16 protein-coding genes are annotated in these 21720 nt (G+C 70.4%); 12 read left to right on the top strand and 4 right to left on the bottom strand.

The genetic code is table 11. The annotated features are described in order from the left end of the window. Nucleotides 1-10: 10 nt before the first annotated feature. Both ACFU53_RS26635 and ACFU53_RS26630 read right to left on the bottom strand, forming a co-directional pair. Nucleotides 11-2962 carry a tetratricopeptide repeat protein gene (locus ACFU53_RS26635; protein ID WP_383997332.1) on the bottom strand — a complete coding sequence of 984 codons (2952 nt, stop codon included), beginning with the start codon at nucleotides 2960-2962 and terminating at the stop codon, nucleotides 11-13. Continuing rightward, nucleotides 2959-4854, bottom strand: a complete 1896-nt coding sequence (locus ACFU53_RS26630) for an HSP90 family protein (RefSeq protein ID WP_383997329.1) — start codon at nucleotides 4852-4854, stop codon at nucleotides 2959-2961. The genes ACFU53_RS26635 and ACFU53_RS26630 overlap by 4 nt, the downstream gene beginning before the upstream one ends. A gap of 196 nt (nucleotides 4855-5050) precedes the next feature. On the opposite strand from ACFU53_RS26630, the gene ACFU53_RS26625 reads away from it, so the two are divergent. From ACFU53_RS26625 to mutM, 8 genes are all read left to right on the top strand, one after another. Beyond that, nucleotides 5051-8275 carry a helicase-related protein gene (locus tag ACFU53_RS26625; RefSeq protein ID WP_383997326.1) on the top strand — a complete coding sequence of 1075 codons (3225 nt, stop codon included), beginning with the start codon at nucleotides 5051-5053 and terminating at the stop codon, nucleotides 8273-8275. A gap of 118 nt (nucleotides 8276-8393) precedes the next feature. Then, on the top strand, nucleotides 8394-9026 hold the full coding sequence (rsmD, locus tag ACFU53_RS26620; protein WP_383997359.1) for a 16S rRNA (guanine(966)-N(2))-methyltransferase RsmD: 633 nt from the start codon (nucleotides 8394-8396) through the stop codon (nucleotides 9024-9026). A gap of 26 nt (nucleotides 9027-9052) precedes the next feature. Then, nucleotides 9053-9532 (top strand): pantetheine-phosphate adenylyltransferase, encoded by a 480-nt coding sequence (gene coaD / locus ACFU53_RS26615; protein WP_383997356.1) that lies wholly within the window; start codon nucleotides 9053-9055, stop codon nucleotides 9530-9532. A gap of 77 nt (nucleotides 9533-9609) precedes the next feature. Then, the gene (locus ACFU53_RS26610) at nucleotides 9610-10689 is read left to right on the top strand and encodes a cell division initiation protein (protein ID WP_383997323.1); all 1080 of its coding nucleotides are present in this window, start codon (nucleotides 9610-9612) and stop codon (nucleotides 10687-10689) included. A gap of 126 nt (nucleotides 10690-10815) precedes the next feature. Further along, complete coding sequence (locus ACFU53_RS26605; protein ID WP_383997320.1) at nucleotides 10816-11460, top strand: YceD family protein; 645 nt, start codon at nucleotides 10816-10818, stop codon at nucleotides 11458-11460. 2 nt (nucleotides 11461-11462) lie between these two features. Next, complete coding sequence (rpmF, locus tag ACFU53_RS26600; RefSeq protein ID WP_007493396.1) at nucleotides 11463-11636, top strand: 50S ribosomal protein L32; 174 nt, start codon at nucleotides 11463-11465, stop codon at nucleotides 11634-11636. 19 nt (nucleotides 11637-11655) lie between these two features. Beyond that, nucleotides 11656-12468 carry a ribonuclease III gene (gene rnc / locus ACFU53_RS26595; RefSeq protein ID WP_383997317.1) on the top strand — a complete coding sequence of 271 codons (813 nt, stop codon included), beginning with the start codon at nucleotides 11656-11658 and terminating at the stop codon, nucleotides 12466-12468. A gap of 241 nt (nucleotides 12469-12709) precedes the next feature. Continuing rightward, the gene (gene mutM / locus ACFU53_RS26590; RefSeq protein ID WP_383997314.1) at nucleotides 12710-13570 is read left to right on the top strand and encodes a bifunctional DNA-formamidopyrimidine glycosylase/DNA-(apurinic or apyrimidinic site) lyase; all 861 of its coding nucleotides are present in this window, start codon (nucleotides 12710-12712) and stop codon (nucleotides 13568-13570) included. Here mutM and ACFU53_RS26585 read toward each other — a convergent pair. Continuing rightward, a complete protein-coding gene (locus ACFU53_RS26585) occupies nucleotides 13543-13983 on the bottom strand; it encodes a winged helix-turn-helix transcriptional regulator (protein WP_383997311.1) in 441 nt (146 codons plus the stop codon). The two genes, mutM and ACFU53_RS26585, sit on opposite strands and share 28 nt — an antisense overlap. Before the next feature lie 79 nt (nucleotides 13984-14062). Further along, nucleotides 14063-15037, bottom strand: a complete 975-nt coding sequence (locus ACFU53_RS26580) for a CAP domain-containing protein (protein WP_383997308.1) — start codon at nucleotides 15035-15037, stop codon at nucleotides 14063-14065. A 190-nt stretch (nucleotides 15038-15227) separates the two neighbouring features. Here ACFU53_RS26580 and ACFU53_RS26575 point away from each other — a divergent pair, with 190 nt between their 5' ends. The 4 genes from ACFU53_RS26575 to ACFU53_RS26560 all read left to right on the top strand — a co-directional run bounded on the left by ACFU53_RS26575 (nucleotide 15228) and on the right by ACFU53_RS26560 (nucleotide 21612). Then, on the top strand, nucleotides 15228-15509 hold the full coding sequence (locus ACFU53_RS26575) for an acylphosphatase (RefSeq protein ID WP_383997305.1): 282 nt from the start codon (nucleotides 15228-15230) through the stop codon (nucleotides 15507-15509). A 401-nt stretch (nucleotides 15510-15910) separates the two neighbouring features. After that, nucleotides 15911-16111, top strand: a complete 201-nt coding sequence (locus ACFU53_RS26570) for a hypothetical protein (RefSeq protein ID WP_005479841.1) — start codon at nucleotides 15911-15913, stop codon at nucleotides 16109-16111. Between the two features lie 223 nt (nucleotides 16112-16334). Continuing rightward, nucleotides 16335-19955 carry a chromosome segregation protein SMC gene (smc, locus tag ACFU53_RS26565; protein ID WP_383997302.1) on the top strand — a complete coding sequence of 1207 codons (3621 nt, stop codon included), beginning with the start codon at nucleotides 16335-16337 and terminating at the stop codon, nucleotides 19953-19955. A gap of 238 nt (nucleotides 19956-20193) precedes the next feature. Next, complete coding sequence (locus ACFU53_RS26560) at nucleotides 20194-21612, top strand: sugar porter family MFS transporter (protein ID WP_383997299.1); 1419 nt, start codon at nucleotides 20194-20196, stop codon at nucleotides 21610-21612. Nucleotides 21613-21720 lie beyond the last annotated feature (108 nt).

Below are 21720 nucleotides of genomic sequence, written 5' to 3'. Positions count from 1 at the left end.
CTCGCCCCGCTCAGCCCTGTTCCCGCACCCCCGCCACCTCCAGCAGCCTCTCCGCCTCCGCCCGCCGCGCCACCGCCGTCTCGTCGTCCCGCCCGGCGAACGCGGACAGCACACCCCGCGCCCGATCCGCGGCGGCAGCACCCCGCCGGAGGTCGATCTCCAGCCAGCCCGCGGCGAGTTCGGCGGCGGTACGGGCGTCGAGGAAGTCCGCGCCGAGGGAGTCGTACACCGAGACCGCCCGCTCGACGAACCCGAGCGCCTCCTCGAAGGTCGCCCCGAAGGAGGCGAGTTCCGCGTCCTCGGCCACGGAGCGGGCGAGCAGGTCGCCGAACTGCCGACAGGTCTCGCCGAGTTCCGCGACGATCCGCCGCCGGTTCTCCTCGCCGGTCACGTCGGACAGGGCCGCCTCGCAGCCCACCACCGCGTCACCCATCAGCTCCCGGGCCTCGTCCGGGGCCGACGGCTGCGCACCCTCGCGGCCCTCCCGCGACGCGTACCAGGCCCGCGCCCGCAGCGCCCGGACGTACCCGTGGACGTTCCCCAGGTCACCCCAGAGGTCGACGGCACGCGCGTACGCCCGGTCGGCCTCGGCGGGCAGCCCCGCGCGCGCGAGCGCTTCCGCGGCGAGATGGGCGAGCATGGCGTGGTCGCGCTGCTCGGGCCAGTGCCGGGCGATGTCGGCGGCCCGCAGCCACCGTTCGGCGGCCTCGCGGTGCTCACCCAGCTCGGTGTGGCAGTCGCCGAGCCACCACAGGGTCTGGGCGACGGCCCCGTCCCCGTGCGTCTCGGTGGTGAGATCCGGCAGCGCCGACTCCAGCACCTCGGCCGCCTCCGCCCACCGGCCCAGCCGCAGCAGGAACCCGCCCAGCAGATGCCGGGCCCAGGCGCCGAGCGTCCGGGCCTCGCCCGCCTCGTCGGCCCAGTGCGCCGCCTCCAGGGCGTGCTCGAAGGCCGACTCCACCCGCTCGTCGGCGCCCAACAGCTCGGCCAGCTGGAGGTGCAGCTGGGCGTGGCCCACCGGCTCCAGATCCGTCCCGCCGTGTTCCAGTGCCGCCCGGGCCGCCCGCTCGGCGGTCTCCAGGTCCCCGAGGTGCTGCGCGACCCCGGCGAGCCGGGCCTCGTACTGCACCGCGAACCACGGCAGCCCGGCTGTCACATACCGCTCCGCGGCCTCCGCGAACAGCTCGGCGGCGGCCTCCGCGTCCCCGCCGCGCGCGGCCAGCTCCCCGAGCATCGCCCGCGCCTCCGCGGCCCGCGAGGCCAGCCGTACGTCCCCCGCGCGACGCGGCTCGACGAAATCCGCAAGCTCCCGCACGGCGGCCTCGGCGGAGGCCACCGCGTCGGCGCCCTCGGTCTCGTGCATCCGCTGCACGAGTATTCGCGCCCGCCCCACCAGCACGGACGCAGTCTGCCGCACGCCCGTCCCGCCGTCCGCCCAGAGGGTGCTGATCCGCTCGTACGGCTCGGAGATCAGCTGCAGGGCCGCCTCAGGGTGGCCTGTCAGGGCGTGGACGTTCGCCCCGCGCGCGCGTGCCGCCAGCGCCTCTCCGGGGTCGCCTGCCTCCTCGTAGAGCTCGGCCGCGCGTTCGAAGAGGGCGCGGCCCTCCGGCCCGAGGCCGATCGCCTCGTGGTCGACGATCTCCGCGCGGTCCCAGGCGTCCAGCTCCGCGCCCTCGGCCTCGGCGGCACGCGCCACGGAGGCCCAGGCCCCGACGGAACCGGGATGCAAGGACTCGGAGAGCCGCCGCGCCTCGGCGAGGAGGGCGGGCAGGCCGTCCGGGACGGCGCTGGTCTCCGTCCGTTCCACGGCGGCCGGCGGCCGGGGCGCGGGCACCGGAACGACGGTCCGCGTCGAGCGCACCCCCAGCGGCAGCCGGTCCAGCAGCGGCGGCCGGTCCATCCGTTCCCGGACATGCGTGCTGACGTACGCCGTGCCGTTGCGCTCGTCGAAGAGCGCGGCCAGGGAAAGGGCCTCCTCGCGCGCGTGGGCGGCCAGTTCGCGGGCGGTCCAGGTAAGGCCGACGGGACCGGGGACCGTTTGGTCGCCAAACCCACGTGCGGTCAGACGGCCCATGAGCAGGGCCACCACACTCATGAAGTCCAGCTTGCTGCGCGGGTCCCCGGAGTCGCTGAAGTACGCCGGACGCTCGGCCAGGAGCTCCAGGCCGCGTGCCTCGTTGCCGGTCAGGGCACAGAACTCCACGTGGTCCGCGTACGCGCCCCGCATGCTCTCCATGGCCCGCACCAGCCGGAAACCGCGCAGATGGTGGGCCCGCGCCTCGTCGGGGCGCCCCAGGCGCAGCAGCGGCACAAGGGAGGACGCCAGGACGGTGTGCGGCTCGTGGGCACATGTGTACTCGCCCTCCAGCACCGGCGCCCACAGCTCCAGCGCCTCGGCGTCCCTGTGCTGCCGGGCCTGCCACCAGCCCTGGCCGTGCAGCTCGCACGCGTGACAGTCGGCCATCGTGTCCCGGTCGGCGGCCAGCCACGCCCCGTACGCCCGCTCGGCCCGCGCCAGGTCACCGATGTGCGCGGCCACGCTGAACTCGGCGCTGCGCACGGCCCGTTCCGAGTGCCCGGCGAGCCGGTAGCGGTGCTCCATCTCGCCGAGCCACTTCTCGATGGAGGCGAGCGGTACGTGCGGCTGGTTCAGCATGCCGGCCGACATCCACTTGAACACCCAGTGCAGGGAGTGGATCTCGTACTCGTCGAAGTCCGCCGGGCGCTCGTCCCACATGCGCAGCAGACGCGCGAAGGGGACGAACATCTTGTCCTTCTCGGAGCTGTAGTTGTAGACCTTCAGCTGGTGCCCGAGCGCCTCGATCACGGCGAGGGGGACGTTCAGCTTCTCGGCCTCCGCGAGCAGCAACTCCGCGCGCGCGTTGCGGGCGGGGCCCTCCGGTTGCCCGTAGTTTTCCGCCATGGCCCGGCGCAGCTCGTCGAAGTCCATGACGTGGCTCATCCGCGGCCGCCCTCCCCGGAACCGGAACCGGAACCGGAACCGGGCCCCGACCCGGGCTCGGTGTGTGTGGCCCACTCCAGCAGGCCGATGAAGGCACGGTTCAGGAGCGCCGAGTCCGCGGGCCTGAGCGGCCGCTGGGCCATCAGCAGTGCCTGCCCGTACAGGGACTCCGTGGCCGTACCGATCAGCTCCCGGTCGGACAGGGAACTGATCCGCCGGATCAGCGGGTTGAGATGGTTGAGGACCAGCCGCGCGCGCGGCGCACTGCCCCGCAGCGAGCCGAGGATGCCCGCCCACAGGTCGTCGGCCTGCTCCTCCGCCTCCGCACGGGCCTGCTCGTGCCGGGAGGAGCGGTCGTCCAGGTGCAGCGCGGGCACCGAGAGCGGATGGAAGGCCCGAAGGACGACGTCGCACCCCAGCGGATCGAGTTTGGCCCGCGCGGCCGACAGGAAGCCCGACAGCGCCAGCTCCTCGTCCGGGTCCAGCGCGTCCAGGTGGGCGGTCACCGTGTCAGCGTCCAGCTCGGCGACCACCGTCCCCGGGCGCACCGACGGCAGCGCCTCGACCAGCTCGCTGTCGTAGGTGTAGCCGCCGTTGACGACCCCGACGCCCTGCGCGGACGCGATCGGCGCGACCTGGCGGTACTCCTCGACCGTCCGCGTGAAGTGCACCACCGGGTGCCGCTGCGCGAACTCCTCCAGGGACAGCCGCCCGTCGGTCGTCTCGAAGGGGAGCCACGGCAGCATCGTGCGCAGCATCTCCCTGTCGTGCCGCGCCAGGGACTTCACGCCCAGGTAGTGCACCGACAGGAAGGCCGCCAGCCGCTCCGGCTCACCGGCCGCGAGCCCGGTGAGCCAGCCGCGGATCCGCTCGCCCAGCGCCTCCCGTACGGCCGCCAGGGTCTCGTCCTCGTACAGCGACTCGCGCGACGCCGTGGGCCGCAGACTGTCCGTGTCGAGGACGCAGCGCACGAAGAACGCCCAGTCCGGCAAGAGTTGTTCGGCCCGCTCGGTGAGCAGCATGCCCTTCAGATGCACCCGGTGGCTCGCCCGCTGGGCCGGGCTGACGGCGGCCGGCAGGACGTACGCCACGCCCCGGATCCCGGCCAGCGGCACGTCCAGCTCTATCGAGTCCAACGGCGTGAACCCGAACAGGTCGTGACAGTGCCGGGCCAGGGCCACCCTCCGGGTGGCGGGGGAGGGGTACGCGCGGTCCCAGGGCGCCGGCAGATCGGTGACCGCCTCGTCGCCCACCCGGACGTCGTACGGCAGCAGCGCCCCGAAGTCCCGCGCCAGCGTCAGCACGCGCGCGTGGGAGAGCCATTCGGCCGCTCCGGGCCGCGCCACGAGGTGCACGGTCGTGCCCGGCTCGGGACGCGCCTCGTCGGGCAGCGTCCGCACGGTGTACGAGCCGTCGTCGGCCGCCGTCCACTCCACCGGCGGCGCGTCGGGCGTACGGGCGCTGCGGCTGACCACACGGATCCGCTCGGCGACCACGAAACAGGCGAGCAGCCCGATGCCGAACTGCCCCAGAAAGTCCGAGCGGACCTCCTGAATGCCACCGTCGTCGCGCTTGGAACTGCGCCCGATGGTGGCGAGCAGGTCGTGCACATCGGCCTCGGTGAGCCCGATGCCCGAGTCCTCCACCCGCAACGCGCCGCCCTCGGCGAAGAGCCGTACCCGGGCGGGCGCGTCAGGCTGCTCGGCGCGGCGCGCGGTGATCGCGTCCACGGCGTTCTGCAGCAGCTCGCGCAGATAGACCTTCGGACTGGAATAGAGGTGGTGCGAGAGCAGATCCACCAGGCCACGCAGATCGACCTGGAACGTATGAGGCGACTGGGGTGCCTGAGGAGTCTGGGGTGCCTGGGATGACTGTGAGGTCATTGAATCCATCGTCGCAGCGCCGGTGGGATGGGATTCTGGCGACGGCGGCGGGGTCGGGCGGTCCCACGAGACGGTGACCGCGGACGGGAGGCGGTACGGGCCCTGACACGGTCGGGCCCGGGAGTGCGTCATCCTAGGCGCGAACGACCCGTCTGACCAGCGGATTTCAAGGACGTATACGGGATTGTCAGTGCCGTGGTGTGCAATGGATCTCGTGCCCGCGCTCGAAGAACCGCTCAAGAACTCGCTCGGCGCCGCCACCGCGAAGGTGATGGCCGAGCACCTCGGCCTGCACACCGTCGGGGACCTGCTGCACCACTATCCCCGCAGGTACGAGGAGCGTGGCCAGCTCACCCACCTCGCCGATCTGCCTATGGACGAGCACGTCACGGTGGTCGCCCAGGTCGCCGACGCCCGCCTGCACTCCTTCGCCTCCGCCAAGGCGCCCCGGGGCAAGGGCCAGCGCCTCGAAGTCACCATCACCGACGGCAGCGGCCGCCTCCAGCTCGTCTTCTTCGGCAACGGCGTGCACAAACCCCACAAGGACCTCCTCCCCGGCACCCGCGCCCTCTTCGCCGGCAAGGTCTCCGTCTTCAACCGCCGCCTGCAACTGGCCCACCCCGCCTACGAACTCCTGCGCGGCGACGACGTCACGGAGACCGTCGACACCTGGGCCGGCGCCCTCATCCCGATCTACCCGGCCACCGCCAAGCTGGAGTCCTGGAAGATCGCCAAGGCCGTCCAGACGGTCCTCCCGAGCGCCCAGGAAGCCGTCGACCCCCTCCCGGACTCCCTGCGCGCGGGCCGCGGCCTCGTCTCCCTCCCCGAAGCCCTCCTGAAGATCCACCGCCCCCACACCAAGGCGGACCGGGACAGTGCCCGAGACCGCCTCAAGTGGGACGAGGCCTTCGTCCTCCAGGTCGCCCTCGCCCGCCGCCGCCACGCCGACGCCCAACTCCCCGCCGTCGCCCGCCGCCCCGCCCCCGAAGGCCTTCTCACCGCCTTCGACGCCCGCCTCCCCTTCACCCTCACCGACGGCCAGCGGAAGGTCTCCAAGGAGATCTTCGACGACCTGGCCACCGAGCACCCGATGCACCGGTTGCTGCAGGGAGAGGTCGGATCGGGCAAGGCCCAGCCTCTCGACTCGTTGGTGCTCACTCCTGCCGGTTTCCGCCGGATGGGGGACTTGAGCGTGGGGGACGAGGTCGTCGTGCCCGACGGGGAGATCGCGCTGATCGACGGCGTCTTCCCGCAAGGAGAGCGCGATGTCTGGCGGCTGGTGCTGTCCGACGGCACCTCTGTCGAGTGCGACGACGAGCACCTCTGGATCGTCGGTACGAGCTGTGGGTGGTACCGAGGGCAGGAACCCAAGGTCATGACCACTCGAGAGGTCCGTCTCGACACCTTCGAGGCGAACGGATCCTCGAAGTGGTACATCCCGGCCGCAACCCCCATCGACCTCGGAGGCGATTCAGGGCTGCCGCTGGATCCCTACCTGTTCGGCCTCCTCTTGGGGGACGGCTCGTTCCGCCAAAATCTGCGTTTCTCCACCATCGACGAGGAGATCCGAGATGCCGTGGCAGCCGCGGTCGCGCCCGAATGCCGACTGGTGCCGGTAAAGGGTTCCACCTGCGACTACACGATCCAGCTGACACAACGCGCTGGGGGCGTCCGCAATCCCGTGATCCAGACGCTGCGCGACCTGAACCTGTGGGGCCTCACGCCACATGGGAAGTTCGTGCCGGACGACTTCAAGAACACGTCGGTCAAGAACCGTCTGGCCCTGCTGCAAGGCCTTCTGGACACGGATGGCACCGTCCAGGCGGACGGTCTGAGCATCTCGCTCTGTTCGCCCTCGCGCAGGCTCGCGGAGGACATCGCCTGGCTCGTGCGATCGCTGGGGGGCCGCGCACGAGTTCTGCCGAAGCGAGCCGTGTTCGACGTCTCGGTTGCCCTGCCTGAGGAACACCCGCCGTTCCGGCTGACCCGCAAGGCCGACCGCGTACGGGCCCGGCCGAAACACAACACGTTTCTACGCGGAATCCGGGCCGTCGAGCATGTGGGGCGCAAGCCGGTCCAGTGCATCAGTGTCGCCCACCCGAGTCATGCCTATGTCACCGACAACTTCACGGTCACCCACAACACCATGGTGGCGTTGCGCGCCATGCTCGCCACGGTCGACGCGGGCGGTCAGGCGGCCATGCTCGCGCCCACCGAGGTGCTCGCCCAGCAGCACCACCGGTCGGTGACCGAGATGATGGGCGAGCTGGCCGAGGGCGGGATGCTGGGCGGGGCCGAGCATGCCACCAAGGTGGTGCTGCTCACCGGGTCGATGGGCGCCGCGGGCCGCAGGCAGGCGCTGCTGGACCTGGTAACCGGCGAGGCCGGGATCGTCATCGGCACCCACGCGCTGATCGAGGACAAGGTGCAGTTCCACGACCTGGGCCTGGTCGTCGTGGACGAGCAGCACCGATTCGGCGTCGAACAGCGCGACGCCCTGCGCGGCAAGGGCAAACAGCCGCCCCACCTCCTCGTCATGACGGCCACGCCCATCCCGCGCACGGTCGCCATGACCGTCTTCGGCGACCTGGAGACCTCGGTCCTCGACCAGCTCCCCGCCGGCCGCTCGCCGATCGCCAGCCATGTCGTCCCGGCCGCCGACAAGCCCCACTTCCTCGCCCGCACCTGGGAGCGCGTCCGGGAGGAGGCAGAGAACGGCCACCAGGCGTACGTCGTCTGCCCCCGCATCGGCGACGAGGAGGAGGATCCGAAGAAGCCGACCGGCAAGAAGTCCCCCGAGGACGAGGCCGAGAAGCGCCCGCCCCTCGCCGTCCTCGACGTCGCCGACCAGCTCGCCAAGGGCCCCCTCCAGGGCCTCAAGGTCGAGGTCCTGCACGGCCGTATGCACCCCGACGACAAGGACGCGGTCATGCGCCGCTTCGCCGCCGGCGAGACCCATGTACTGGTCGCCACCACGGTCATCGAGGTCGGTGTGAACGTCCCGAACGCCACTGCCATGGTGATCATGGACGCCGACCGCTTCGGCGTCTCCCAGCTCCACCAGCTCCGCGGCCGGGTGGGCCGAGGCTCCGCCGCAGGCCTCTGCCTCCTGGTCACCGAGATGCCGGAGGCGAGCGCGGCCCGCCAGCGCCTCAACGCTGTCGCCGCCACCCTCGACGGCTTCGAACTCTCCCGTATCGACCTCGAGCAACGCCGCGAGGGCGACGTCCTCGGCCAGGCCCAGTCCGGCGCCCGCACCAGCCTCCGCATGCTCGCCGTCATCGACGACGAGGAGATCATCGCGGAGGCGAGGGAAGAGGCGGCGGCGGTGGTGGCAGCCGACCCGGACCTGGAGCGCCTGCCGGGCCTGAGGACAGCCCTGGACGCGCTCTTGGACGAGGAGCGGGAGCAGTACTTGGACAAGGGCTAGGAAGCAGTACTCGGCGAGGGCTGAGGGCAGCAGCCCTGCTATCAGGGGCGCGGGGAACTGCGCGAGCAACCACGACGTACCCGCAGTCGCCCACGGCCATCACGCACCCCACCTCCGACTGCCAAACTGGACCCGTGACCACGCCCTCGAACAAGGACGCAAGATGACCCGCGTGATCGCCGGCGCAGCCGGCGGACGCCGCCTGGCCGTCCCGCCAGGGACAGGCACCCGCCCCACCTCCGACCGCGCGCGTGAGGGCCTCTTCTCCACCTGGGAATCCCTCCTCGGCGGCCCGCTGGACGGCGAACGCGTCCTGGACCTGTACGCGGGATCGGGCGCCGTCGGCCTGGAGGCACTCTCCCGAGGCGCCGGCCACACCCTCCTCGTGGAGGCCGACGCCCGCGCCGCCCGAACGGTCCGGGACAACGTCAGATCGCTCGGCCTCCCCGGCGCCGAGGTGAGGTCGGGCAAAGCGGAGCAGATCGTCCAGGGATCGGCGCCGGACGAGCCGTACGACCTGGTCTTCCTCGACCCCCCGTACGCCGTCTCGGACGACGATCTTCGCGAGATCCTGCTCACACTCCGTACCGGGGGCTGGCTCGGCGAGGAAGCCCTCGTCACCGTGGAGCGCAGCACCAGAGGTGGTGAGTTCGCCTGGCCGACCGGTTTCGAAGCCATCAGGGCCCGTCGCTACGGCGAGGGAACGTTTTGGTACGGTCGCGCCGCCTCTACGTGCGAAGACGCACGATGACCGGACCGGAGAGCGAGGGAGCCCAAGTGCGCCGTGCCGTCTGTCCCGGGTCGTTCGACCCCATCACCAACGGACACCTCGACATCATTGGCCGCGCCTCCAAGTTGTACGACGAGGTCTATGTCGCGGTGATGATCAACAAGTCCAAGAAGGGCCTCTTCGAGGTCGAGGAGCGGATGGAGCTGATCCGCCGGGTCACCACCGAGTACGCGAACGTACGGGTCGAGGCCTTCCACGGCCTGCTCGTCGACTTCTGCAAGCAGCGCGACATCCCGGCCATCGTCAAGGGCCTGCGCGCGGTCAGCGACTTCGACTACGAGCTGCAGATGGCCCAGATGAACATCGGCCTGTCGGGCGTCGAGACCCTCTTCGTCCCCACCAACCCCACCTACAGCTTCCTGTCGTCCTCTCTGGTCAAGGAGGTCGCCACCTGGGGCGGCGACGTCTCCCACCTGGTGCCCCCGCTCGTCCTCGAAGCCCTCGGCGAGCGCCTGAAGCAGGACTGAGCGGACGAACGTCCCCCGCTGGCCGTACAGTCGACCCGACCGTCTCCAACACAGTCGTAGAGAGTGGCGAGCACACGGTGGACGTGCAGAAGAAGCTCGACGAGATCGTCTCGGTGGTCTCCGGCGCCCGATCCATGCCCATGTCGGCCTCGTGCGTGGTCAACCGCGCCGACCTGCTCTCCCTGCTCGAAGAGCTGCGCGCGGCCCTGCCCGACTCCCTCGCCCAGGCGCGGGAGTTGATCGGCGACCGCGACCACATGGTCGAGCGGGCCCGCATGGAGGCCGAGCGGATCATCGAGAACGCGCACGCCGAGCGCGGCTCCCTGATCTCCGACACCGAGGTCGCCCGCCGCTCCCAGAACGAGGCCGACCGCATCCTGGGCGACGCCCGCCAGGAGGCCGAGGAGGTCCGCGCCGAGGCCGACGACTACGTCGACTCCAAGCTCGCCAACTTCGAGGTCGTCCTCACCAAGACCCTCGGTTCGGTGGGCCGCGGCCGCGAGAAGCTCCTCGGCACGGGCCCCGGCCTCGACGAGCGGGGCTACGCGGACGAGGACGCCCCCGAGCGCAGCCAGGACCCCGAGACCCTGCGCCGCGACGCCGACGCCTACGTGGACGCCAAGCTCGGCGCCTTCGAGGCGGTGCTCGCCAAGACCCTGGAGGCCGTCGGCCGGGGCCGCCAGAAGCTCCACGGCCGCATCGCCACCGACGACCTCGGCGCCCTCGCCCTGAACGACGACGGCACCTCTTCGCAGCTCACCAGCGACGCCGACTACCTGGCCGGGCTCGCCGACCTCTCCGACAACCCCGCCCAGGCCCGGTCGGTGCCGGAGCAGCAGGCGTACGGCCGGCAGGACTCCTACGCGGCGACGGCATACCAGCAGGATCCATATGGTGGCTACCAACAGCAGTACACCCAGCCCCAGCAGGCCGCGGATCCCTACGGCTACCAGCAGGCCGACCCGTACGCGGCCGGCTACCCGCAGCAGCCGGCGTACGACCCGAACCAGGGGCACCAAGACTCACAGGGGCACCAGGACCAGCAGGGGCACCAGGGGTACGCGCAGCCGCAGGCGAACGCGCTCGACGAGACCAGCCTCTTCGACACCACCATGATCACGGCGGAGCAGCTACGCCGCTACGAACAGGGTCGCTGACAGCGGATTGGGCCGAGAGCGAAAGGTCCAGTATCCTGGCTCTTCGGTCGCGCGTACGTCCGCGATCAACGCTGCCCGGGAAACATCGAAGGGTGGCGTCCTCGAGCTTCAAGATCGAAAGCAGGAATGGCCCTGAACGCCCGCCTCGACCACCGCAACCCTCTCGTGTTCGACACACACGAGCTGGGGCGGCGTCCTGGCGCGCTGCAGCGCCTGACCCGTGAGATCGACGCTCCCAAGGACCTCGGGATCCAGGGAGTCATCGGAGTGCCGGAAGGCGCCCCGGTGGAGCTCGAACTCCGCCTGGAGTCGGTCATGGAAGGTGTGCTTGTCACAGGCACCGCCCGTGCACGGGCCAAGGGGGAGTGCGTAAGGTGTCTGGAGCCGCTGGAGCTGGAACTCGCAGCGGACTTCCAGGAGATGTTCTCGTACCCTGACGCCGACGACCGGGGCCGCCCCAAGGCGGAGCCGGCCGACGACGCCGAGGAAGACGAGGACATGCTCTTCATCGAGGACGGTTTGTTCGACCTCGAACCCGTGCTGCGCGATGCGGTGGTGCTCGCACTGCCGATGCAGCCGGTGTGCCAGGACGACTGCCCCGGCCTGTGCTCCCAGTGCGGAGCACGGCTGGCGGACGCCCCGGACCACCACCACGACGCCGTCGACATCCGTTGGGCGGCACTGCAGGGACTCGCCGGTTCACTCGAAGATGGCGAGAAGGACGAGATGAGCGGCGCCGAAGCGGGCGTCGACGAGAAGCAGGAGAAGTAGCCGTGGCTGTTCCGAAGCGGAAGATGTCGCGCAGCAACACGCGCCACCGCCGGTCGCAGTGGAAGGCTGCGGTCCCCACCCTGGTTGCGTGCGAGCGCTGCCACGAGCCCAAGCTGCAGCACATCGCGTGCCCGTCTTGCGGCACCTACAACAAGCGCCAGGTCCTCGAGGTCTGAGCGGCTGGTGAGAGGCTCTATGTCTGACGCCAAGGCGGAGACCAACGCCAAGAAAAAGGCGGAGAACACAGCCTCGTCCCACACGCTTCTGGAAGGGCGGCTCGGCTACCAGCTCGAGTCCGCCCTTCTGGTGCGTGCGCTGACCCACCGTTCGTACGCGTACGAGAACGGCGGCCTGCCCACCAACGAGCGCCTGGAGTTCCTCGGGGACTCCGTACTCGGCCTCGTGGTCACGGACACGCTGTACCGGACCCACCCCGACCTGCCCGAAGGCCAACTGGCCAAGCTGCGGGCCGCGGTGGTCAACTCTCGTGCGCTGGCGGAGGTGGGCCGCGGGCTCGACCTCGGCTCCTTCATCCGGCTCGGCCGGGGTGAAGAGGGCACAGGTGGCCGGGACAAGGCATCCATCCTCGCCGACACCCTCGAAGCGGTGATCGGCGCGGTCTATCTCGACCAGGGGCTCGACTCGGCGGCGGAGCTGGTGCACCGTCTGTTCGACCCGCTGATCGAAAAGTCCTCGAACCTCGGAGCCGGCCTGGACTGGAAGACCAGTCTCCAGGAGCTCACCGCGACCGAGGGGCTCGGCGTGCCCGAGTACCTGGTCACGGAGACCGGCCCCGATCACGAGAAGACCTTCACCGCTGCCGCCCGCGTCGGAGGCGTCTCGTACGGCACCGGCACCGGCCGCAGCAAGAAGGAAGCGGAGCAGCAGGCGGCCGAGTCCGCCTGGCGTGCGATCCGCGCCGCGGCGGACGAACGGGCGAAAGCGGCGGCCGAGGCCGCGCTTCAGCCCGATGACTCCGCCGCGCCTTCGGACACCACGCCGGCCTGATGGTCGGCGCCCCTGCCTAGGGGCTGCTGCCCCCAGACCCCCGCCCGGGGGTGAGGGGGCGGCAGCGGTGAGTGGGTGCGTGCAGGTCTTTGGTGGTTGCTCGCGCAGTTCCCCGCGCTCCTGAAAGACACCAGGTGCCCCCTGGTTTTCAGGGGAGGGAACTGCGCGACCAGTCACACATCACCTGCAGCCGCCATACGACAACCCCCGAGCTCTCAGGCTCCCGCGTCCGGAGGACCCCGTGCCCGAACTTCCCGAGGTCGAGGTCGTACGACGGGGACTGGAACGCTGGGTGGCCCACCGGACCGTCGCCGACGTGGAGGTGCTGCACCCACGTGCGATCCGCCGACACCTGGCCGGCCCCGAGGACTTCGCGCACCGCCTGAAGGGCCACCGCATCGGAGAGCCCAGCCGGCGCGGCAAGTACCTGTGGCTGCCCGTGGAGGACACCGGCATCGCCGTGCTCGCCCACCTCGGTATGAGCGGCCAACTGCTCGTGCAGCCGCACGACGCGGCCGACGAGAAGCACCTCAGGATCCGCGTCCGCTTCGCGGACGACCTCCGCACCGAACTCCGCTTCGTCGACCAACGCACCTTCGGCGGACTGTCGTTGCACGACACCACCCCCGACGGCCTGCCGGACGTCATCGCGCACATCGCCCGCGACCCCCTCGACCCGCGGTTCGACGCCGAGGCCTTCCACCAGGCGCTGCGGCGGAAGCGTACGACCATCAAACGGGCCCTGCTCGACCAGTCGTTGATCAGCGGAGTCGGCAACATCTATGCCGACGAGGCGCTTTGGCGCTCGCGCATCCACTACGAGCGCCCGACCGCCGGTTTCACCCGCCCCCGCACCACCGAACTCCTGGGCCACGTACGGGACGTGATGAACGCGGCGCTCGCGGTGGGCGGCACGAGTTTCGACAGCCTGTACGTCAACGTGAACGGCGAGTCGGGGTACTTCGACCGGTCGCTGGACGCGTACGGCCGCGAGGGGCTGCCCTGCCGCCGCTGTGGCACGCCGATGCGGCGGCGGCCGTGGATGAACCGGTCCAGTTACTTCTGCCCGACGTGTCAGCGGGCGCCGCGCGTCTCGTCGTAACGCTCGCGGGCCCGGAGCACGTCCTCCATGCGGTCCTCAACGCAGGTGATGAGGGACAGAAGGCGCTCGGAGACCTCGTGGCCGAGCGGGGTGAGGGTGTAGTCGACGCGAGGCGGGTTGGTGGGCTGGGCCTCGCGGTGTACCAGGCCGTCGCGCTCCAGGGCGTGCAGGGTCTGGGAGAGCATCTTCTCGCTGACGCCGTCGACGCGACGGCGCAGCTCGTTGAAGCGGAGCGAGCCCTCGTGCAGGGCGCCCATCGTGAGCACGCCCCAGCGGCCCGTGACGTGCTCCAGGGTGCCCCGCGACGGACAGTTCCTGGCGAACACGTCGAAGGCCAGGTCGTCGAGGTTCACGGCGCCCGCGCCCGCGGCGGCCTGCGCGGGCGCCACGGCGGTCTGCGCGGCTGATTCCATAGGTCGAGGATACTCCGGCACAGCGCTAACCAGAAGGTTGCACTAACTTTTGGTTAGTGAACTGCTCTCCGGGCGATACCTAGTAGCCGAAGTCCTGCGTCCACCAAGGTCCGCCGTCGCCCATGTGGACACCGACGCCGAGGGTCTTGAAGTCGCAGTTGAGGATGTTCGCCCTGTGGCCGGGACTGTTCATCCAGGCCTCCATGACCGCCTCGGCGGTTGCCTGGCCGCGGGCGATGTTCTCGCCGCCGAGGCCGGTGACCCCGAGGGCGGCCGCGCGGTCCCACGGGTCGTCGCCGTCGGGGTTGGTGTGGTCGAAGAAGCCGCGGAGGGCCATGTCCTCGCTGAACGCTTCGGCCAGCTTCGCCAGGTCGCTGCTCGCCGCCACCGGGCTGCAGCCCGCCTTGGCCCGCTCCTCGTTGACCAGCAGGAGAACCGCCGCCTCGGCCTGGGTCTCCGTGGAGACCTCCACCGGGGAAATGGTCCTCTTCTCCGGCTCCTTGGTGGGCTCGGCGGACGGCGTCTTGGTCTTCTTCGAGCCGGAGCCCTTGCTCGCCTCTTCGGAGGGCTTCTTCTCGGACGGCGTCTTCGAAGGGGACGGGGTGTTCGACGGCGAGGCCTCGCGCTCGGCGTCACGGCTGGTGGACTCGTCCTCGCGCTGCTCCTGCGCGGCACCGTCCGTACCGCCCTGCTGGGTCGCCGCACCCGTCGGCGAGCCGGCGGGCACCACCGTCTCGCTGCTGTTGCCCCCGCTGACCGTGTACTTGTCGCCGCCCGGCAGCACCCCGGTGGCCACTGCGACGGTACCGAGGGCGACGGCGGCGGAGACACCGAGCAGGCCGGTCTTCACGGGGGTCACGGTCCGCTTCTTGCGACGGCGCGAACCACCGCCGCGCGACGCGGCCTGGGCGTCGGCCTCCAGGACCGCGGCGAACCCGTACAGGTTCTCCGGACCGTAGTGCGGCTCCTCGGCAGCGAAACCCGTGTCCGTGACCGCGGTGGCGCGGCCCCCCCTGGCGGCGCGGCCGGCGGCGGAGCGTCGGTGGCGTCCCATGTCTTGGCCTTCCTCGTCCTTGCGGTGTCCTGCAGTCAACGTTGGGGATCTCGTCAACGTTGTGATCGTCGCCTTCACGAACCTCACACGAAGGAGTGAGTTTCATATGAGATTCATTGGGTGGGGACGGTACAGCATGGCGCCAGGGGAGGGAGGGACCCGAGGGACATTGGCCCGTTAGCGTGCAGCCATGAGTGAGGATGTACGGCTGGTCGTCTGGGTGCGTGGACGGGTGCAAGGTGTGGGTTTCCGCTGGTTCACCCGGGCCAGGGCGCTGGAGATCGGCGGCCTGAGTGGTTTTGCTCTCAATTTGGCCGACGGACGGGTCCAGGTGGTTGCCGAGGGTTCCCGCGAGGCGTGTCAAGGGCTCCTGGAGTGGCTCCAGAGTGACGACACGCCCGGGCGCGTGGATGGTGTCACCGAGATCTGGGACACACCGCGAGGGGGCTACGACGGCTTCGCCGTCCGCTGACCCACTTCTGTAAAGCGGGCAGGCGAGAGCGGAGGGTGGCGCCACCGGCATATGCCAGGAGCATGCACAGAACAGAAATGTGCAGGTGATTGCCAAGACAGGTTTGTCATGGCAGGCTCCGAAGCAAGGATGATCCCCTCGCTCCGCCGGCCAGGAGAGGTCCCCGAATCGCCACAGCGTCGCCCGTTCAGGGCCGCGCGGCAGCGGGATGCCCGCCGATGCGGGGCGTGATCGTGTTGACCGTCAAACTTTTTGGTGAGACGCTAAAAGCAACCCCGCGCACCTTAGCTGTTTGGCATGGAGAACGGCAGCAAAATTCAACAGTGCCAAGCATCGCGGGTGCGATTCCCTCACGACCCACACCGCTTCGGTCGGTCACTCAGTGTGGAGGACCATCCATCATGGCAAAGGCGCTTCTCGGTTACGTCGGCGGCTCCGATCCGCGACTCCTCGCCGAGATGCGACGGCTCCAGCAGCGCGTCCAGGACCTGGAATCCGAGCTCGGACGAATCCAGGCGGAGAACGACGCGCTGACGGCTGCCGCTTCTCACGACTCGCTCATGGAGCTCGACGCACGCCAGGCGGAGCCTGCGCTCACCTGATCACTGCATCGCACCACGACAGACAGCAGTGGTTGGGCTGCCCGTATCAACCGCTAAGTTGTCAGATCTGCAAGGGACGCCTTCTCTAGAGGCGTCCCTTCTTTCTTTCCCCCGAGTCCCCGAGTTTGCTCACACTCTTTAACGTCTGATGTGCCCTGCACGTTCATGTGCGAAACCGCGCGTTCATGGAGTGGGACAAGGCCGGAAGGTAGAGTCCGGCGGCGTGCACCTCAAGGCCCTGACCCTTCGCGGGTTCAAATCGTTCGCCTCGGCGACCACGCTCCGGTTCGAGCCGGGCATCACATGCGTCGTCGGACCGAACGGCTCGGGCAAGTCCAACGTCGTGGACGCCCTGAGCTGGGTCATGGGCGAGCAGGGCGCGAAGTCGCTGCGCGGCGGCAAGATGGAGGACGTCATCTTCGCCGGCACCACCGGGCGCCCCCCGCTCGGCCGCGCCGAGGTGTCCCTGACCATCGACAACTCCGACGGGGCACTTCCCATCGAGTACTCCGAGGTCACGATCACGCGGATCATGTTCCGCAACGGCGGCAGCGAATACCAGATCAACGGCGACACCTGCCGTCTCCTCGACATCCAGGACCTGCTCTCCGACTCCGGCATCGGCCGCGAGATGCACGTCATCGTCGGCCAGGGCCAGCTCGACTCCGTCCTGCACGCCGACCCCATGGGCCGCCGTGCCTTCATCGAAGAGGCCGCCGGTGTCCTCAAGCACCGCAAGCGCAAGGAGAAGGCGCTGCGGAAGCTGGACGCCATGCAGGCCAACCTGGCCCGCGTCCAGGACCTCACCGACGAACTCCGCCGCCAGCTCAAGCCCCTCGGCCGGCAAGCCGCCGTCGCCCGCCGCGCCGCCGTCATCCAGGCGGATCTGCGGGACGCGCGGCTGAGGCTGCTGGCCGACGACCTCGTACGACTCCACGCGGCGCTCCGCACCGAGGTGGCCGACGAGGCCGCGCTGAAGCAGCGCAAGGAGGCCGCCGAGACCGAGCTCAAGAAGGCGCTCCAGCGGGAGGCGCTCCTGGAGGGCGAGGTACGACGGCTCACCCCGCGCCTCCAGCGGGCCCAGGAGACCTGGTACGAGCTGTCGCAGCTCGCCGAACGGGTGCGCGGCACGATCTCCCTGGCCGACGCCCGGGTCAAGAGCGCCACCTCCACGCCCCCCGAGGAGCGGCGCGGCCGCGACCCGGAGGACATGGAGCGCGAGGCCGCCCGCATCCGCGAACAGGAGGCCGAGCTCGAAGCGGCCCTGGAAGCGGCCGAGCACGCCCTGGAGGACACGGTCGAGCACCGCGCCGAGCTGGAGCGCGAACTGGCGGTCGAGGAACGCCGACTGAAGGACGTCGCCCGCTCCATCGCCGACCGCCGCGAGAGCCTCGCCCGCCTCAACGGCCAGGTCAACGCCGCCCGCTCCCGAGCTGCCTCCGCCCAGGCCGAGATCGACCGGCTCGCCGCCGCCCGCGACGAGGCGCAGGAACGTGCCGTCACCGCCCAGGAGGAGTACGAGGCGCTGAAGGCCGAGGTCGACGGCCTCGACGCCGACGACACCGAACTGGCCGAACAGCACGACGCGGCGAAGCGTGCCCTGGCCGAGGCCGAGTCCGCCCTCACCGCCGCCCGTGAGGCCACCACCACCGCCGAACGCCGCCGCGCCGCCACGCAGGCCCGTCACGAAGCCCTCGCCCTGGGCCTGCGCCGCAAGGACGGCACGGGCGCGCTGCTCGGCGCGAAGGACCGGCTCGGTGGGTTGCTGGGTCCGGCCGCCGAAATCCTGACCGTGACCCCGGGCCACGAAGTCGCCCTCGCGGCCGCCTTCGGCGCGGCGGCCGACGCGATCGCGGTGACCACGCCCGCCTCCGCCGCCGAGGCCATCCGACTGCTCCGCAAGCAGGACGCGGGCCGGGCGGCGCTGCTGTTGGCAGGGGCACCGGAAGAGCTGGCACCAGCGCCCCAAAGGGGCGCGGGGAACAGCGCGACCAGCCACGACGAACCGGCAGACGAAAGACGGCCCCTCCCGGCACCCCCCGCCGGGCACTTTGCCGCCGACCTGGTCCGTGGCCCCTCCGACCTCATGCCCGCCGTGCGCCGCCTTCTCCACCGCATCGTCGTGGTGGACACCCTCGAAGACGCCGAAGACCTCGTATACGCGCGCCCCGATCTCACCGCGGTGACCGCCGAAGGTGACCTGCTCGGGGCGCACTTCGCGCACGGCGGGTCGGCGGGGGCCCCGAGTCTGCTGGAGGTGCAGGCCTCCGTCGACGAGGCGGCGACCGAGCTGGAGGAACTGGCCGTACGGTGCGAGGAGTTGGCCGAGGCCCAGCAGAGCGCCGTCGAGCTGCGCCGGGAACGGGCCGGACTGGTGGAGGAGCTGGGGGAGCGGCGCCGGGCGGCCGAGCGGGAGAAATCCGCGGTCGCCCAGCAGCTCGGGCGGCTGGCCGGGCAGGCCAGGGGTGCCGCAGGGGAGGCCGAGCGTTCCACGGCCGCCGCCGCACGCGCCCAGGAGGCGCTCGACAAGGCCGTACAGGAAGCCGAGGAGCTGGCCGAGCGGCTCGCGGTGGCCGAGGAGATGCCCGTCGAGGAGGAGCCGGACACCTCCGTACGGGATCGGCTCGCGGCGGACGGGGCCAACGCGCGGCAGACCGAGATGGAGGCCCGGCTCCAGGTGCGTACGCACGAGGAGCGGGTCAAGGGGCTCGCGGGGCGCGCGGACTCGCTCGACCGGGCCGCGCGCGCCGAGCGCGAGGCGCGGGCGCGGGCCGAGCAGCGCAGGGCGCGGCTGCGGCACGAGGCGGCCGTGGCCGAGGCCGTCGGGTCCGGCGCCCGGCAGCTGCTCCACCACGTCGAGGTCTCCCTCGCCCGCGCGGACGAGGAACGCACCGCCGCCGACGCCGCCAAGGCACGCCGGGAGCAGGAGCTCGCGCAGGCCCGTAGCGAGGGGCGTGACCTCAAGGCCGAGCTGGACAAACTGACCGACTCCGTCCACCGGGGCGAGGTGCTCGGCGCCGAGAAGCGGATGCGGATCGAGCAGCTGGAGACCAAGGCGCTGGAGGAACTGGGCGTCGAACCGGAGGGGCTGATCGCGGAGTACGGGCCCGACCAGCTCGTACCGCCGTCGCCGCCCGCCGAGGGGGAGGAGCTGCCGGAGGACCCTGAGCATCCCCGCAACCAGCCGAAGACGTTCCACCGTGCCGAGCAGGAGAAGCGGCTCAGGGCGGCCGAACGGGCGTACCAGCAGCTCGGCAAGGTCAATCCGCTGGCGCTGGAGGAGTTCGCGGCGCTGGAGGAGCGGCACAAGTTCCTCAGTGAGCAGCTGGAGGACCTGAAAAAGACCCGCGCCGATCTGCTCCAGGTGGTGAAGGAGGTCGACGAGCGGGTCGAGCAGGTCTTCGCCGAGGCGTTCTGGGACACCGCACGGGAGTTCGAGGGCGTCTTCAGTCGACTCTTCCCCGGTGGTGAGGGGCGGCTGATCCTCACCGACCCGGACAACATGCTCACCACCGGCGTCGACGTCGAGGCCCGGCCGCCGGGCAAGAAGGTCAAGCGGCTGTCGCTGCTCTCCGGAGGCGAGCGGTCGCTGACCGCCGTCGCCATGCTCGTGTCGATCTTCAAGGCGCGGCCCAGCCCGTTCTATGTGATGGATGAGGTCGAGGCGGCGCTCGACGACACCAACCTGCAGCGGCTGATCCGGATCATGCAGGAGCTGCAGGAGGCGTCGCAGCTGATCGTGATCACGCACCAGAAGCGGACGATGGAAGTCGCCGACGCGTTGTATGGCGTGTCGATGCAGGGCGATGGCGTGTCGAAGGTCATCAGCCAGAGGTTGCGTTAGTCGCTTTCGAGGGCGGGTAGGCGGGGCTGGTCGCGCAGTTCCCCGCACCCTGGGTCTGCACCCGTTGCCATTTCTTCAAGAGGTGAACGCAATGTGAATGATCTCGCCTCTAGATAGTCAAAAACTCTCTCTTGACTTCGGAACTTGAAGACATAGTCTCTGGATCGTTGCTTTTGCCTTCAAGTCGAAGGTTCCCCCCACATCGGCGACGTTGCCGGTGGTCCGAGGAGTTACAGACGTGACCAGCAGTGCGCAGGCACCCAAGACAGGAGTGCGGGACGCTCAGCCCGACCATCTCTCGCACGTGATCTTCATCGCGGCGGCGGCCGCGATGGGCGGATTCCTCTTCGGCTACGACAGTGCCGTGATCAACGGCGCCGTCGAAGCCATCCGGGACCGCTACGACATCGGCTCCACGGCTCTGGCACAGGTCATCGCCGTCGCGCTGATCGGCTGTGCCGTCGGCGCGGCCACCGCGGGCCGGATAGCCGACCGCATCGGCCGTATCCGGTGCATGCAGATCGCGGCTGCCCTCTTCACGGTCAGCGCCGTCGGCTCGGCGCTCCCCTTCGCGCTGTACGACCTCGCCTTCTGGCGGATCGTCGGCGGCTTCGCCATCGGCATGGCGTCGGTCATCGGCCCCGCCTACATCGCCGAGGTCGCCCCGCCCGCGTACCGGGGACGGCTCGGCTCGTTCCAGCAGGCCGCGATCGTCGTCGGTATCGCCATCTCCCAGCTGGTCAACTGGGGCATCCTGAACGCCGCCGACGGCGACCAGCGCGGTGAACTGCTCGGCCTGGAGGCCTGGCAGATCATGCTCGGCGTCATGGTCGTCCCGGCCGTGCTGTACGGTCTGCTCTCCTTCGCGATCCCCGAGTCCCCGCGCTTCCTGATCTCCGTCGGAAAGGACGAGCGCGCCCGTGAGGTGCTCGCCGAGGTCGAGGGCAAGGACGTCGACCTGGACGCCCGGGTCGCCGAGATCGAGTCGGCCATGCACAGCGAGCACAAGTCGACCTTCAAGGATCTGCTCGGCGGCAGCTTCCTCTTCAAGCCGATCGTCTGGATCGGCATCGGCCTGTCGGTCTTCCAGCAGTTCGTCGGCATCAACGTCGCCTTCTACTACTCCGCGACGCTCTGGCAGTCCGTCGGCGTCGACCCGGCCGAGTCGTTCTTCTACTCCTTCACGACCTCGATCATCAACATCGTCGGCACCGTCATCGCGATGATCTTCGTGGACCGGATCGGCCGCAGGCCGCTCGCCCTCATCGGCTCCGTCGGCATGGTCCTCGGCCTCGCCCTGGAGGCCTGGGCCTTCTCCTTCGACCTGGTCGACGGCAAGCTCCCCGCCACCCAGGGCTGGGTCGCCCTGATCGCCGCCCACGTCTTCGTCCTCTTCTTCGCCCTCTCCTGGGGTGTCGTCGTCTGGGTCATGCTCGGCGAGATGTTCCCGAACAGGCTCCGCGCCGCCGCCCTGGGTGTGGCCGCCTCCGCACAGTGGATCGCCAACTGGGCCATCACCGCGAGCTTCCCGTCCCTGGCCGACTGGAACCTCTCGGTGACCTACGTGATCTACACGGTCTTCGCCGCGCTCTCCATCCCCTTCGTTCTCAAGTTCGTGAAGGAGACGAAGGGCAAGGCGCTGGAGGAGATGGGCTAGCCCGTCGACCATGCGCCCCCGAGTCCGAGGAGAAGGGCCCAAGTCCCCGCTGCCCCTCTCCTCGTACCGTCCGCCGCCCCCGGCCCGGGTCACCGCCCAGGCCGGGGG

It is taken from the genome of Streptomyces sp. NPDC057474 (genome assembly GCF_042802555.1).
Taxonomy (GTDB): domain Bacteria; phylum Actinomycetota; class Actinomycetes; order Streptomycetales; family Streptomycetaceae; genus Streptomyces.
The sequence above is the reverse complement of the archived record's forward strand: the minus strand, read 5'-3'. Positions and strand labels throughout refer to the sequence as shown.

What these genes read in the sequence shown, in the direction of transcription:
- ACFU53_RS26630 (WP_383997329.1), bottom strand. Translation starts at nt 4,854, where the DNA reads ATGGATTCAATGACCTCACAGTCATCCCAGGCACCCCAGACTCCTCAG.
- ACFU53_RS26585 (WP_383997311.1), bottom strand. Translation starts at nt 13,983, where the DNA reads ATGGAATCAGCCGCGCAGACCGCCGTGGCGCCCGCGCAGGCCGCCGCG.
- ACFU53_RS26605 (WP_383997320.1), top strand. Translation starts at nt 10,816, where the DNA reads ATGGCCCTGAACGCCCGCCTCGACCACCGCAACCCTCTCGTGTTCGAC.
- rnc (WP_383997317.1), top strand. Translation starts at nt 11,656, where the DNA reads ATGTCTGACGCCAAGGCGGAGACCAACGCCAAGAAAAAGGCGGAGAAC.
- ACFU53_RS26575 (WP_383997305.1), top strand. Translation starts at nt 15,228, where the DNA reads ATGAGTGAGGATGTACGGCTGGTCGTCTGGGTGCGTGGACGGGTGCAA.
- ACFU53_RS26570 (WP_005479841.1), top strand. Translation starts at nt 15,911, where the DNA reads ATGGCAAAGGCGCTTCTCGGTTACGTCGGCGGCTCCGATCCGCGACTC.
- ACFU53_RS26635 (WP_383997332.1), bottom strand. Translation starts at nt 2,962, where the DNA reads ATGAGCCACGTCATGGACTTCGACGAGCTGCGCCGGGCCATGGCGGAA.
- ACFU53_RS26580 (WP_383997308.1), bottom strand. Translation starts at nt 15,037, where the DNA reads ATGGGACGCCACCGACGCTCCGCCGCCGGCCGCGCCGCCAGGGGGGGC.
- ACFU53_RS26625 (WP_383997326.1), top strand. Translation starts at nt 5,051, where the DNA reads ATGGATCTCGTGCCCGCGCTCGAAGAACCGCTCAAGAACTCGCTCGGC.